The following is a 13336-nucleotide window of genomic DNA, read 5'->3' as shown; positions in this document are numbered from 1 at the left end:
TCATCCCCGACTATGCCCTGAAACTGCAGCGCTCCCTGTCGGACAGATGCTCACAAGGCATCTGACCCCGGTACCGCGCCTATTTGGACAGCAGCCGCATGGTTTCTTCCAGCCCCTTGAGCGACAGCGGGTACATGCGGTTGCCCACCAGCTGCTGGATGATGCTGATGCTCTGGCGGTACTGCCACACGCCCTGGGGCTCGGGGTTGATCCATGCAAACTTGGGGAAGGCGTGGGTGAGGCGCTGGATCCACTCGGCACCCGGCTCCTCGTTGTTGTATTCCACACTGCCGCCGGGCTGCAGGATCTCGTACGGGCTCATCGTCGCGTCGCCCACAAAGATCAGCTTGTAGTCCTTGTTGTACTTGCGGATGATGTCCCAGGTCGGGAACTTCTCGGCAAAGCGGCGGCGGTTGTTCTTCCACATGAAGTCGTACACGCAGTTGTGGAAGTAGTAGAACTCCAGGTGCTTGAACTCGCTCTTGACCGCACTGAACAGCTCTTCCACACGCTGGATGTGCTCGTCCATCGTGCCACCCACGTCCATCAGCAGCAGCACCTTCACGTTGTTGTGCCGCTCGGGCACCATCTTGATGTCCAGGTAGCCCGCGTTGGCCGCCGTGCTGCGGATGGTGTCGGGCAGGTCCAGCTCCAGCTCATGCCCTTCGCGCGCAAACTTGCGCAGGCGGCGCAATGCCACCTTGATGTTGCGTGTGCCCAGCTCCTGCTGGTCGTCGTAGTCCTTGTAGGCGCGCTGCTCCCACACCTTCACCGCGCTCTTGTTCTTGCCCGCGCCGCCAATGCGCACGCCCTGCGGGTTGTAGCCGCCGTGGCCAAACGGGCTGGTGCCGCCGGTGCCGATCCACTTGCTGCCGCCTTCGTGACGTTCCTTCTGCTCTTCGAGGCGCTTCTTCAGCGTCTCCATCAGCTCGTCCCAGCCCATCTTCTCGATGGCGGCCTTCTGCTCGGGTGTGAGTTCGTTCTCCAGGATCTTGCGCAGCCAGTCGGCCGGGATCTGCTTGGTGAAGTCGGCCACCATCTCCACGCCCTTGAAGTAGGCGCCGAAGGCCCGGTCGAACTTGTCGTAGTGCTTCTCGTCCTTGACCAGCGTGAGGCGGGAGAGGTTGTAGAAGTCGTCCAGGCTCCAGGCGTCATCCGACTTGGGGCCCACCACACCGGCCTGCAGCGCTTCGAGCAGGGTGAGGTATTCCTTGACCGACACGGGCAACTTGGCCGAGCGCAGGGTGTAGAAGAAGTCGATGAGCATGATTTGGGCCTCTAGCGCCAGTGCTTATTGCGCATGACGCTCTAAAAGATATAGCAGCTGCGCCTTGGCCTCAGGCCACTCGCCTGCGCGCATGCTGTACATCACCGTGTCGCGGATGGTGCCGTCGCGGCGCAGCGCGTGGCCGCGCAGCACGCCGTCCTTCTTGGCGCCCAGGCGCTCGATGGCGCGTTGTGACGCAAAGTTGTAGTTGTCGGTGCGCCAGCCCACCACGTGGCAGCCCAGCGTGTCGAAGGCGTGGCCCATCATCAAGAGCTTGGCGGTGGTGTTGACGTGGGTGCGCTGCACGCTTTGGCGGTACCAGGTGTAGCCAATTTCCACGCGTTTCACAGCCGGCACGATGTCGTGGTAGCTGGTGGAGCCCAGCACTTTGCCGGTGGCGTCTTCCACCACGGCAAAGGCAAAGCGGTTGCCGTCCTCGCGCATCTTGAGCGCGGCTTCGATGTACGCGCGGGTGTCCTGCGGCTCGGGCACCGAGGTGATGCGCAGCTTCCACAGCTCGCCATCGGTGGCTGCTGCCCGCAGACCTTCTTCATGGGCCAGCGCCAGCGGCTCCAGGCGGACTCCGCGATCGCGCAGCGTGACAGGTTCTACAAAAGCCATGGGTCTCTACCCCTTAATCATCAATCCTTGGGCGGTTGGCTGCGGCGGCTGTTCTGCCAGCGCCGCGCCGCATGCAGGCCCAGGCCGCCACCGATGCCCACCAGGGCGATGCCCACTAGGCTGCCGGTGCCGTAGCCGGGCGCGAAGATATCGAGCCCCAACAGCTGGCCCAGCCAGAAGCCCAGCAGGGCGCCCCCCACAAAGCCGACGGCATCGGCGACGCCGTGGGCCAGCAGCTGGCGGGTGTCGTCGTTGCTGTTGCCGTTGCTCACTCAGCGGTTCCTCTGGTTCATGAACACCAGCTTTTCAAACAGGCTCACGTCCTGTTCGTTCTTGAGCAGCGCTCCCACCAACGGGGGCACGGCCACCTTGTTGTCGGCGCTTTGCAGGGCGGTGAGTGGAATGTCTTCGGCCACCAGCAGCTTGAGCCAGTCGATCAGTTCGCTGGTCGAAGGCTTCTTTTTCAGGCCCGGCAGGTTGCGCACGTCATAAAACGTCTTCATCGCCACGCTGAGCAGCTCGCTCTTGAGCGTGGGGAAGTGCACGTTGATGATCTGCCGCATCGTGTCGGCCTCGGGGAACTTGATGAAGTGGAAGAAGCAGCGACGCAGGAACGCATCGGGCAGCTCCTTTTCGTTGTTCGACGTGATGAACACCAGCGGGCGGTGCTTGGCCTTGATGAGTTCGCGCGTTTCGTAGCAGTAGAACTCCATGCGGTCGATTTCGCGCAGCAGGTCGTTCGGGAATTCGATGTCGGCCTTGTCGATCTCGTCGATCAGCAGCGCCACGGGGCGGTCGGCCGTGAAGGCCTGCCACAGCACGCCCTGGATGATGTAGTTGCGGATGTTCTTCACGCGCTCGGCGCTGTCGCCGTCGTTGAGCTGGCTGTCGCGCAAGCGACTCACTGCGTCATATTCATACAGGCCCTGCTGGGCCTTGGTGGTGGACTTGATGTGCCACTGCAGCAGGGGCATGTCCAGCGCCTGCGCCACTTCCTCGGCCAGCATCGTCTTGCCCGTGCCGGGCTCGCCCTTGATCAGCAGCGGCCGTTGTAGCGTGATGGCAGCATTCACGGCGAGCATCAGGTCTTGGGTGGCGACGTAGTTCTGGGAGCCTTGGAATTTCATGGGGGAAAACACCGGATCGTTGATGAATGGGCTTGACAGGGCGCTGGCTATAATCGACGGCTGATCAGAGCCCAGAGCTGAACTTCCACGAGATTGTGCGCGCAAAATGAACAAAACGTTGACCACGCTATTTGCCCTGGCTGTCGCTTCCGTGACCGCCTTGTCCCACGCCCAGGAAGCCAAGGGCGACGTGGAAGCCGGCAAGCAAAAGATTGCCATGTGCATTGGTTGCCACGGCATCGTTGGCTACCAGGCCAGCTTTCCTGAGATCCACAAGGTGCCCATGATCTCGGGCCAGAGCGCCAAGTACATTGCGGCAGCGCTGGTCGCCTACCAAAAGGGCGAGCGCAAGCACCCCACCATGCGCGGCATCGCCGAGTCGTTGTCCGAGAAGGACATCGCTGACGTGTCGGCCTACTACGAACAACACGGCAAGACCGGTGCCGAACTGCCCGCCAAGCCCTCGCGTGAACCCAGTGTGCAAGTGGCCGAGCTGCTGAAGAAGGGCGCTTGCGTTTCCTGCCACGGCGACAACTTCGCCAAGCCCATCGACCCCTCTTACCCCAAGATCGCCGGCCAGCATGCCGACTACCTGTTTGTGGCACTCAAGGCCTACAAGGTTGAGAAGAACGCCAACGTGGGTCGTGGCAACGCCATCATGGGCGGTGTGGCCAAGCAGTTCACCAACGCTGAACTGAAGGCCTTGGCCAATTACGTGAGCGGCCTGGACGGCGACCTGCACACGGTGCCTCAGTCGCGCTTCCGTTGATCAGCAGTCTGGCTGACTACAACAAAAAAAGCCCGCTTCGGCGGGCTTTTTGCTGGCTGGTTGAATCGTCAACGGCTGGCGGCCCATGCCCCCAACGCCAGACATGTACAAGCCGTGACCGTCAGGCGCCATCGCAGCGGCAAGTACCACGTGGGAAGCAAGGTGCGCGCAGCCAGCCGGTGGTCTTGCACCAGGTGGGCTGCAAAGCCCGCGACCAGCAGCACGGCCCCCGCGGCGGCAGGCAATAGCGTGGCAGGCCAGGCCATCAACGATGGCACCACGCTCCATACAAAGCAGCGCGTGCGCTCTGGGGCGCTCAGCCCGCTTTGTGCCATGGCAAAGCCCCAGTGCAGCGCACCCACAAAACTCAGAATCACTGCGCCGTAGGCCAGCAGCGCCTCGCTCCACCACGGTGTACTGGGCGCCCACAGGCCCACGGTTGCCAGCGCCAGGAACGGCAGCAGGCCGCCGTATCCCAGCCAGGCCACTGCCGGCGGGATGGGGGCAGAGGAGGGCGGAGGCAAAGGTTGTGTGGGCGTATGGATGTGCGTCGACATGAAAGCCTCCAGATAGGTGTCCGCATTGTCTGGAAAGTGAGACTCCCGAGTGCCATGCATGGTTGTGTGTGCCAGCCAACCGTCCTTTCGCGAGTGCCTCAAGCCCTGCGCCTACAGAGCTCTCCGGTATCGCCAGTTAAAATGTTGTTTGGGTGTCGGCGCCATGGTGGCTCGGCAGGTTCATGCGCTGGTCGGGCCGCCGCGCGGCTTTTCTGCGACCCATGAACTCCTCCCCCACCCTGATCCAGGTGGTTGGTGCCGTCCTGTTCGGCCTGGCCATTCTTCACACCTTCTCCACCAAGTATTTCGAGCACCTTGCGCACACGCAGCCCCGGCACGCGGGCATCTGGCATCTGCTGGGCGAGGTAGAAGTCGTGTTCGGCTTCTGGGCGATGGTGCTCATGCTGTTCATGTTCTCCATCAGCGGCAAGCAGGAGGCCACCGCCTACTTGGATTCGCGCAATTTCACCGAGCCACTGTTCGTGTTCGCGATCATGGTGATCGCCGCCACGCGGCCTATCCTGGAGCTGTCTGGGGCTCTTGTCCGGGCGCTTGCCGCTTTGTTGCCGGTACAGCGCGGCATGGCCATGTATTTTGTGGTGCTGGCGTTCGTGCCGCTGCTCGGGTCGTTCATCACCGAACCTGCGGCGATGACGCTGGCCGCGTTGATGCTGCGGGACATGCTGTTCTCCCACCCCATCTCCAGCCGACTCAAGTATTCGACCATCGGTGTGCTGTTCGTGAACATCTCGATTGGTGGAACGCTCACTTCCTTTGCGGCGCCGCCCGTGCTGATGGTGGCTGCCAAGTGGAACTGGGACATCTGGTTCATGCTATCCAACTTCGGCTGGAAGGCGGCGGTGGCCGTGCTCGTCAATGCGGCCATCGCGATGCTGATCTTCCGCAACCAGTTGGGCCACATGGGCCGTAAGATGCCCGCCTCCGAGTCCCCCATGCCGTGGACCGTGACGGGCGTGCACCTTGCCTTCCTGGTGCTGGTGGTAGTGTTTGCCCACCATCCCGCTGTGTTCATGGGCCTGTTCCTGTTCTTCATGGGGTTCACCACGGCGTACCAGCGCTACCAAAGTCCGCTGATCCTGCGCGAGGCGCTGCTGGTGGCGTTCTTCCTGGCTGGGCTGGTGGTGCTGGGCGGCTTGCAGCAATGGTGGCTGCAGCCCGTGCTCATGAAGATGGATGCCAACGCTGTGTTTTTTGGCGCCGCTGCGCTCACCGCGTTCACCGACAACGCTGCGCTGACCTACCTGGGATCGCTGGTCGAAGGCCTGAGTGACGAGTTCAAGGTGGCTCTGGTGGCGGGCGCCGTCACGGGGGGCGGCCTGACGGTGATTGCCAATGCGCCCAACCCGGCCGGGGCATCCATCCTGAAGGAGAAGTTCTCGGACGGTGTCATCAACCCACTGGGCCTGCTGCTGGGGGCCTTGCCGCCCACGCTGGTGGCGGTGATGGCGTTTCGGGTGTTGTAGTTGATGGGCGGTCAGCGATCTGCCAGCACCGCCTGGCTGGTCATGGCCTCGCAGATGGCGCGGATCTGCGGGCGCATGAGCCGGGCCACCTCGTCGCGCCGGTGCGACTCCAGCCGCCCCGAGATCGCGGCCACGCTGATGGCGGCGATCGGGTTGTCTGGCGGAAAAGCGATACCGATGGCTGCTGTACCTGGTGTGACCACGCTGTCCAGAAACGCATAGCCCTTCTCGCGTCCCACCTTGATCGCCTCGCGCAGGTAGGGGGCTGTGACGAATCCGTACTTTTCGTATTTGGGCGCGTTGGCATCGATGATGGATTCGGCCTCGTCGGGGGGCAGTGCGCACAGGATCGCAAGCCCGCCCGCACCCACGCCCAGCGGGCGGCGAATGCCCACGTCCAGCGCCAGCGATTTGATGGGGTAGTCGCCCAGTGCGCGGTGGGTGCACACGGCCTCCAGGCCGCTGCGTTCGCTCAGGTAGATGGTGTCCTGGGTGACTTCGGCCAGCTTTTGCAGCGCGCTGTCGCACAGCTCCGACAGCCGGTAGCGGGGGCGTGCGAGCAATCCCAGCTCGTACAGCAGCGGGCCCAGGTAGTACTTGCGTGTGTGGGCGTCCCGGTCCACCAGGCCTTCGGCCTGCAGCCGGTGAAGCATGCGAAAGCAAGTGGACTGCGGCAGGCTGCTGGTGGCGGCGATCTCGCCGATGCGCATGCCACCTTTGCCACGAGACGCCACGATACGGAGCATCTGCACGACACGTTCGATGCTTTGAGTTCCTGTTTTCGAGTTTCCACTATGTGGCGGTTTATTTGTCTCTGATGGGACTGCTATGGTGTCTTTATTCATATTGTCTTTGTAGTTTGTATCCACATAGTGGGCAATCTAGGGTTTACCCAGGCGATTGAGCTGTCGTTTGATTTTTTAATAAGTAATCAAACGATTTTTCAACTTCCACATAGTGGATAACTGGGTGAAGCCACATGTCTTACACGATGACTGAAAAGATCCTCGCCCGGGTTGCAGGGGTGCCTGCGGTCCGGGCGGGCGACGAGATCCTGGCCAGGCCGGATTTCGTGATTGCCTATGACTTTCCGGGCTACACGGATGTGTTCTTCAAGGAGGCCAAGGAGGACTTCGGTGTGGACAAGGTGCCCAGCCCCGAGCGCTTTGTGCTGTTCATCGACCACATGGTCCCGGCCGCCGCCCCCAAGGAGGAAGAGCTGCACAAGGTCACCCGCGCCTGGGGCAAGGAGCAAGGCGTGCCCGTGCACGAGCGCGAGGGCATTGGCCACCAGGTGTCGGCCGAGCTGGGCTACGCCACGCCGGGTGCATTTGCGGTGCATTTCGACGGGCATGTGAGCCAGCTGGGTGCGTTCGGCACGTTGGCCATTGGAGCGCGCAAGAGTGTGCTGGAGACCTTTGTCTCCGAGCGCATGGCGCTCGTGGTGCCGGGCACGGTCAAGATCGAAGTCACCGGCACAGTGCAGCCCGGTGTGATGGCGCGCGACATCTTCCACCACCTGGTGCGGGTGATGGGACCATCGTCCTGCCGCTTCAAGGTGGTGGAGCTGTGCGGCCCCGTGATCGACGCCATGAGCATTGAGGGCCGCCAGACGATCTGCGGCCAGGCCATGTTCCTGGGCGCGACCACGATGCTGATTGCCCCCGATGCCAAGACGCTGGGACACGCCAAGGGCCGCTCCAAGATCGCCCTGGACCCGGTCTACCCCGATGCCGATGCGCACTACGACCGTGTGGTGACCGTGGATGTGAGCGACCTTGCGCCCATCGTGGTGGCGCCACCCAGCCCCGCCAATACCCGGGACCTGACCGAATACGCAGGCCTGGAAGTGCACATGGGTTACCTGGGCAGCTGCGCCAGCGGCCGCCTGGAGGACCTGCGCATTGCCGCCCAGGTGCTCAAGGGCCGCAAGATCAAGCCGGGGTTCCAGCTGCATGTGGTGCCCACCTCCCAGGCCATCATGTCGCAGGCCGCCAGCGAAGGCCTGATCTCCACCCTGGTGGATGCAGGCGCGTTCATCAGCTCGTCGAGCTGTGACTATTGCTATGGCCGCATTGCCACCATGACCGATGGCCAGCGCGCTGTGTCCACTGGCACGCTCAACACGCCCGGCCGCATGGGCAGTGCCGACTCCGAAATTTTCATCTGCAACGCTGCCGTGGTGGCGGCATCGGCCCTGGAAGGCTGCATCACCGACCCCCGGCCCTACCTCGCCAACACCGAAGGGAGTGCAGCATGACATTGCCCACCTTGCATGGCCGCGCGGCCTGGGTCTTCACCGAAGACGACTACGACATCGACCTGATTGTTGGCATCAAGAACATCAAGATCACCGACATCAATGAACTGGCGGCGGTCACCATGACCAGTTACGACCCTGGCTTTGCCCAATCCGTCTCCAAAGGTGATGTGCTGGTGGGCGGCCAGAACTTTGGCTATGGCCACCCGCATTACCCGGCCATGCGCGCCATGCGCCACCTCGGGGTGGCTGGCGTGATCGCCGAGTCTTTCTCGCCCGGCTTCTTTCGGGGGGAGATCAGCATGGGCTTCCCGCTGATCACCTGCCCGGGCATCCGTGCCGCCACGCAGCGCTGGGACACGCTGCGCGTGGACTGGGAGCGCGGTGTGGTCGTCAACGAGCGCACGGGCCAGGCGCTGCCGTTCGAGCCCTGGTCGTCCACCGAGCGCGCCACCATCGAGGCGGGCGGGTTCACGCCGTATCTCAAAGCCCGGCTGGCGCGCGAGCGTGCTGCAGCTGCGGCGACATGACGGGCAGGAGCGCACCATGTTGCAGATGATTGTGAGCGGCGTCGCCCTGGGCGCCATCTACGGGCTCATCGCCCTGGGCATCGTGATGGTGTTCAAGGCGACGGGCATCCTCAACTTCGCGCATGGCGAAGCGGCCATGCTCTCGGCCTTTGTGGCCTACACACTGTTCAAGCTGGGCCTGCCGCTGTGGGCGGTGGTGCCGCTCACGCTGTTGTTTGGCGCGGCGCTGGGCATGGCGATCGAACGGTTCATCATCCGCCGCTTCATCGGCAAGGCACTGCTGTCGTCTGCGATCTGCACACTGGGCCTGTTCCTGGTGTTTGGCGACCTGGCCATCTGGGTATGGGGCAAGGACACGCAGGAGCTGCCCAGCATCTTCCCGGCTGCCCCCATCGACATCGGCGGTGTGATCGTTTCGGGCATCGACCTGGGCATCGTGGCCGTATGCGCCACGCTGGCAGGTTTGCTGTTTGCGTTCTTTCGCTTCACGCGGCTGGGCATCGCCATGCAGGCCACGATGGAAAACCCCACGGCTGCGCGCCTCATGGGCATTCCGATCAAGCGCATCTATGCGCTGGCCTGGGCGCTGTCGCACGTGATCGCCGCCACGGCGGGCTTGCTGATTGCGCCGCTGACTTTTGTGCACTTTTCGATGATGCAGCATGCCCTGCACTTCGCGTTCGCCGCCGCGGTATTGGGCGGCATTGGCAGCATGCCGGGCGCGCTGCTGGGCGGCGTGATCATCGGCGTGTCGTCGAACCTCACGGGCGCCTATGTGTCCTCGGCCTGGAAGGACGCGGTGCCTTTCATCGTGATGCTGGTCATCCTGATCCTGCGCCCCCACGGTCTGCTGGCCCGCGCCCAGATCAAGAAGGTCTAAGGAGCCGCCATGACCAAAGTCTTTGAAGCATACCCCTGGCTCGGCCCGCTGCTGTTCGTGCTGGCCTTCGTGCTGGCGCCGCTCGTTCCCGGTGGCTACGTGCTGTACATCTTCACGCTCGTCATCATCTACACGCTGGCCTCGTTTGGCACCAACATCCTCACGGGTTACACCAACCTGATCTCCATGGCGGGTGCCGTGTTCTTCGGCATCGGTGCTTATGGCTCGGCCATCCTGACCACGCACTTTGGTGTGCCGCTGGTGCTGTCGATGTTCATTGCAGCCAGCATCGCCACCGTGGTGGGCTTGCTGCTGGCGCTCCCCGTCCTGCGGCTGGAGGAGGTGTTCCTGGCGATTGCCACGCTGGGTTTCGTGATGATCTCGGTCGAGATCGCCAAGTCCAGCGGCGACATGTCGGGCGGCGAGAACGGCATGGGCGCGCCCGGCCCCACGCTGTTCGGCTGGGCGCTGGACGAGCGCGCGTACCACGTGTTCACCGCCGTGGTGCTGGCGGGGGCGCTGTGGGTGGCGCGCAACCTGGCGCGCAGCCGGTTTGGGCGTGGCTTTCTGGCCATCAAGGGCAGCGAGACAGCAGCTCGCGCTCTGGGCCTGAACACCACGGCGCTCAAGCTGGTGGCGTTTGGCGTCTGTGCCTTCTACACCGGCCTGTCGGGTGCGTTGTATGCACCGCTGGTGCGCTTCATCGACCCATCGCTGTTCAGCATCATGGTGTCGATCAGCTTCGTCTCGATGGTCATCGTGGGCGGTCTGGGCTCCATCCTGGGCTCGGTGCTGGGGGCGGTGTTCGTCATCGGTGCGCCGCAGTTGCTTACCTACCTGGGGTTTGATCAGTTCCAGCGCGCGCTGTACGGCGTGGCCATGATCCTGGCGCTGATGTTCCTGCCCGACGGGCTGGCCAGCCTCTTCAAGCGCAAGCGCCTGCCCGGCGCAGATGCGGCGCAAAGCGGGGTGGCGCGATGAGAGTTTTGGACGACAAGACATTGCCGTTGCAGGCGACTGTGTCGGCAGCACCCGGTCGGGCAGCCCCATTGCTCAGCATTCAGGGCGTGCGCATGGCGTTTGGCGGCATTGTGGCCGTGCAGGACGTGAGCTTCGACGTGATGCCCGGCACGGTGCACGCATTGATCGGGCCTAACGGCGCCGGCAAGACGACGATGCTCAATTGCATCAGCCGCTTCTACACGCCCCAGCAAGGCTCCATGCGGTATCGCACGGCCGCAGGTGACGTGGAATTGCTGGGCTGCAAGGCGCACCAGGTGGCGCGCCTGGGCATTGCCCGCACCTTCCAGAACCTGGAGCTTTTTGCCGAACTGACCGTGTTTGACAACGTGCTGATTGCACGGTCGATGGCCATGCGCGCCACGCTGGTGGAAGCCCTGCTGGGCCTGCCACGTCAGCGCCGTGAGGAGCGCGAGGAACGTGAGCGTGTGGAGGCCGTGCTGGAGAAGCTCAACCTGCAAGCCCATGCCCATGCGGTGGTGCGCGACTTGCCTTATGGCACGCAGAAGCTGGTGGAGCTGGCCCGTGCCATGGCGCTGGAGCCACGCCTGATGCTGCTGGACGAGCCTGCAGCGGGCATGAACAACCGTGAGATCGATGCCCTGGGCGAAACACTCAAGCGGCTGCAGGCCAGCACGCAAGCGACCCTGCTGCTCATCGAGCACAGCATGCCGCTGGTGATGTCCATCTCGGACACGATCACCGTGATGCACAACGGCGCCTTCCTGGCGCAGGGCTCCCCCAGGGAGATCGAAAACCATCCCGCCGTGGTTGAGGCGTATCTCGGAGGAGGCAAGAGTGGCAAACGGCGTTGAACCATCCAGTGCGCCCGCACTGCTGAGCGTGGACAACCTGAGCGCGGGCTACGGCAAGATCCGCGCGCTGCACGGGGTGAGCCTACGCGTACCGCAGGCCCGCATCGTGTGTGTGCTGGGCGCCAACGGCGCGGGCAAGACCACGCTGATGCGTGCACTCTCGGGGCTGCTGCCCGTCAGTGACGGGCAAGCCATTTTTGACGGCCAGTCCATCGCCAACGTGCCCGCCGAAGCGCTGGTGCGCCGAGGGATTGCCCATGTGCCGCAAGGCCGCATGGTGTTTGCGCAACTCACCGTGCGCGACAACCTGGTGCTGGGTGGATACACCCGCCCAGCCGCCGAGGTGCGCGACGACATCGACCGGGTGCTGGGTTATTTCCCCCGGCTCAAGGAACGCATCACATCCCGCGCCGGCACGCTGTCGGGCGGCGAGCAGCAGATGCTTGCCATTGCCCGGGGCCTGCTGGCCAAACCGCGCCTGCTGATGCTGGATGAGCCCTCCATGGGCGTGGCGCCGATCCTGAAGGATGCGATCTTCGAGACGCTGCGCGACATCCGCGACCGCGAAAACCTCACGCTGCTGATCGTGGAGCAGGACGCAGACATCGCGCTCGACATCTCCGACGAAGGCTATGTCATCGAGACCGGCCGTGTCGTGATGCAAGGCCCGGCCGCCGAGCTGGCAGGCAACGAAGACATCCGCCGTGCCTACCTGGGCGGCTGACCGCAGGCTCGGCTTTGCAAGTTCCTTCCCCCATGTTCCCTTCCCACCGATAAACACAGGAGACAAACCATGACCCACCTCACTCCCCGCCGCACCCTGCTGGCCGCAGCAGCTGCCAGTCTGATGGCCGCCACCCTGGGCGCGCATGCCTTTGAGAACAAGGAAGAGGGCGTGCTGACCCAGGAGATCGTGCTCGGCTCGTCACAGCCGTTGTCCGGCACGCTGGCCTACATGGGCAAGGCCGTGGACGAAGGCATGCGCACCTACTTCGACATGGTCAACGAGCAGGGCGGCGTCAATGGCCGCAAGATCAAGCTCATCACCTATGACGATGAACTCAAGCCCGCCAAGTCAGTGGCCAATGCCAAGCTCCTGGTCGAGCGCGACAAGGTGTTTGCCATGGTGGGCAACATCGGCCACGCCACCAACATCAGCGCCTACGAATACAGCTCCACCAAGAAGGTGCCCACCATTGGCGCGCTGAGCATCTCCGACCTGACCTCCAACCCACCACGCGACCTGCTGTACGTGCTGCCATCGCCCCAGTCCACCGAGACTGCGGCCTACATCGACCACGCGGTGGAGGTGCTCAAGGCCAAGAAAATCGCAATGCTCTACCAGAACGACGGCTGGGGCAAACCGGCCTACGACATTGCGGTGCAGCGCATGGAAAAGCACGGCATGAAGCTGGTGGAGGCGCAGACCTTTGAGCGCTTTGCGACCGACCTGACCTCGCAGGTCTTCAAACTCAAGCAGGCTGAGCCGGACGTGGTCATCGTCTACGCGCTGGGCCAGGAGGCGGTGCAGTTCTTCCGCGGTGCCGAAAAGCTGGGCTGGAAGCCCACGGTGTTTGGTGCAGGGGGGCTCAACGACCCCAAGTTCATCGAGCTGCTGGGCAAGACGCAGTCCAAGCTGTATGTGGCCTCTTACTACGACGCGGTGGATGGCAACAACCCAGCCATCCAGTCGTTCTTCCAGCGCTACACCAAGCTGTATCCCAAGTCGGCTCCCACCTCGATGGCGCTCATGGGCTATTCGTCGGCCGCTGTGACGGTCGAGGCCTTGAAGCGCACCGGCGCCGAACCGAGCCGCGCCAAGGTGGTGGCCGAGCTGGATGGCATGAAGGACTTTGACCAGAAGATCGGCCCCAAGATCACCTTCCAGCCCGTCAGTGCCGGTGGCTATGCGCGGCGCGGCCAGACGGGTGTGGCGCTGATGGAGCTCAAGGACCAGAAGTTCGTGTCCATGGGCAGCTACATCGACCCCGTGAAACGTTGAGGAC

15 protein-coding genes are annotated in these 13336 nt (G+C 63.4%); 9 read left to right on the top strand and 6 right to left on the bottom strand.

The features are described 5' to 3' along the window. Positions 1 to 79 precede the first annotated feature (79 nt). The 4 genes from ACTJKQ_RS11315 to ACTJKQ_RS11300 are packed head-to-tail and all read right to left on the bottom strand — an operon-like array spanning position 80 to position 3015. A complete protein-coding gene (locus ACTJKQ_RS11315) occupies positions 80 to 1267 on the bottom strand; it encodes a vWA domain-containing protein (protein WP_108499868.1) in 1188 nt (395 codons plus the stop codon). A 24-nt stretch (positions 1268 to 1291) separates the two neighbouring features. Continuing rightward, positions 1292 to 1888, bottom strand: coding sequence for a GNAT family N-acetyltransferase (locus tag ACTJKQ_RS11310; RefSeq protein WP_440596874.1), 597 nt, complete (start codon positions 1886 to 1888; stop codon positions 1292 to 1294). 20 nt (positions 1889 to 1908) lie between these two features. Continuing rightward, positions 1909 to 2160: a hypothetical protein gene (locus ACTJKQ_RS11305; RefSeq protein WP_440596873.1), complete on the bottom strand. Its 252-nt coding sequence runs from the start codon at positions 2158 to 2160 to the stop codon at positions 1909 to 1911. Continuing rightward, entirely contained in the window at positions 2161 to 3015 is an 855-nt protein-coding gene (locus ACTJKQ_RS11300; RefSeq protein ID WP_055401588.1) for an AAA family ATPase, read from the bottom strand. Between the two features lie 106 nt (positions 3016 to 3121). On the opposite strand from ACTJKQ_RS11300, the gene ACTJKQ_RS11295 reads away from it, so the two are divergent. Continuing rightward, complete coding sequence (locus tag ACTJKQ_RS11295; protein WP_056746840.1) at positions 3122 to 3784, top strand: c-type cytochrome; 663 nt, start codon at positions 3122 to 3124, stop codon at positions 3782 to 3784. A gap of 68 nt (positions 3785 to 3852) precedes the next feature. On the opposite strand, the gene ACTJKQ_RS11290 is transcribed toward ACTJKQ_RS11295, so the two are convergent. Next, on the bottom strand, positions 3853 to 4341 hold the full coding sequence (locus ACTJKQ_RS11290) for a DUF3429 domain-containing protein (RefSeq protein WP_440596872.1): 489 nt from the start codon (positions 4339 to 4341) through the stop codon (positions 3853 to 3855). Between the two features lie 221 nt (positions 4342 to 4562). On the opposite strand from ACTJKQ_RS11290, the gene ACTJKQ_RS11285 reads away from it, so the two are divergent. Beyond that, entirely contained in the window at positions 4563 to 5825 is a 1263-nt protein-coding gene (locus ACTJKQ_RS11285) for a putative Na+/H+ antiporter (RefSeq protein ID WP_440596871.1), read from the top strand. Between the two features lie 11 nt (positions 5826 to 5836). Here ACTJKQ_RS11285 and ACTJKQ_RS11280 read toward each other — a convergent pair whose 3' ends face one another. Beyond that, a complete protein-coding gene (locus ACTJKQ_RS11280) occupies positions 5837 to 6670 on the bottom strand; it encodes an IclR family transcriptional regulator (protein ID WP_440596870.1) in 834 nt (277 codons plus the stop codon). Positions 6671 to 6816: 146 nt separating this feature from the next. Between ACTJKQ_RS11280 and ACTJKQ_RS11275 the strand changes: the two genes are divergently transcribed. From ACTJKQ_RS11275 to ACTJKQ_RS11245, 7 genes are all read left to right on the top strand, one after another. After that, the gene (locus ACTJKQ_RS11275) at positions 6817 to 8085 is read left to right on the top strand and encodes a 3-isopropylmalate dehydratase large subunit (protein WP_440596869.1); all 1269 of its coding nucleotides are present in this window, start codon (positions 6817 to 6819) and stop codon (positions 8083 to 8085) included. Beyond that, on the top strand, positions 8082 to 8615 hold the full coding sequence (locus ACTJKQ_RS11270; protein WP_056746835.1) for a 3-isopropylmalate dehydratase: 534 nt from the start codon (positions 8082 to 8084) through the stop codon (positions 8613 to 8615). The genes ACTJKQ_RS11275 and ACTJKQ_RS11270 overlap by 4 nt, the downstream gene beginning before the upstream one ends. A 16-nt stretch (positions 8616 to 8631) precedes the next feature. Beyond that, entirely contained in the window at positions 8632 to 9495 is an 864-nt protein-coding gene (locus tag ACTJKQ_RS11265) for a branched-chain amino acid ABC transporter permease (protein WP_056066095.1), read from the top strand. A gap of 9 nt (positions 9496 to 9504) precedes the next feature. Further along, positions 9505 to 10476: a branched-chain amino acid ABC transporter permease gene (locus ACTJKQ_RS11260; RefSeq protein ID WP_440596868.1), complete on the top strand. Its 972-nt coding sequence runs from the start codon at positions 9505 to 9507 to the stop codon at positions 10474 to 10476. Further along, complete coding sequence (locus ACTJKQ_RS11255) at positions 10473 to 11330, top strand: ABC transporter ATP-binding protein (protein ID WP_235511636.1); 858 nt, start codon at positions 10473 to 10475, stop codon at positions 11328 to 11330. Before ACTJKQ_RS11260 ends, ACTJKQ_RS11255 begins: the two co-directional genes overlap by 4 nt. Then, the gene (locus ACTJKQ_RS11250; RefSeq protein ID WP_056746833.1) at positions 11314 to 12054 is read left to right on the top strand and encodes an ABC transporter ATP-binding protein; all 741 of its coding nucleotides are present in this window, start codon (positions 11314 to 11316) and stop codon (positions 12052 to 12054) included. The genes ACTJKQ_RS11255 and ACTJKQ_RS11250 overlap by 17 nt, the downstream gene beginning before the upstream one ends. Positions 12055 to 12123: 69 nt before the next feature. Beyond that, a complete protein-coding gene (locus ACTJKQ_RS11245) occupies positions 12124 to 13332 on the top strand; it encodes an ABC transporter substrate-binding protein (RefSeq protein ID WP_056746832.1) in 1209 nt (402 codons plus the stop codon). The last annotated feature ends 4 nt before the right edge of the window (positions 13333 to 13336 follow it).

The sequence above is a fragment of the Acidovorax sp. 22279 genome (assembly GCF_052045435.1).
Lineage (GTDB): Bacteria > Pseudomonadota > Gammaproteobacteria > Burkholderiales > Burkholderiaceae_C > Acidovorax > Acidovorax delafieldii.
Note: the sequence above shows the minus strand (reverse complement) of the source record. Positions and strands in the feature narration are given on the sequence as shown.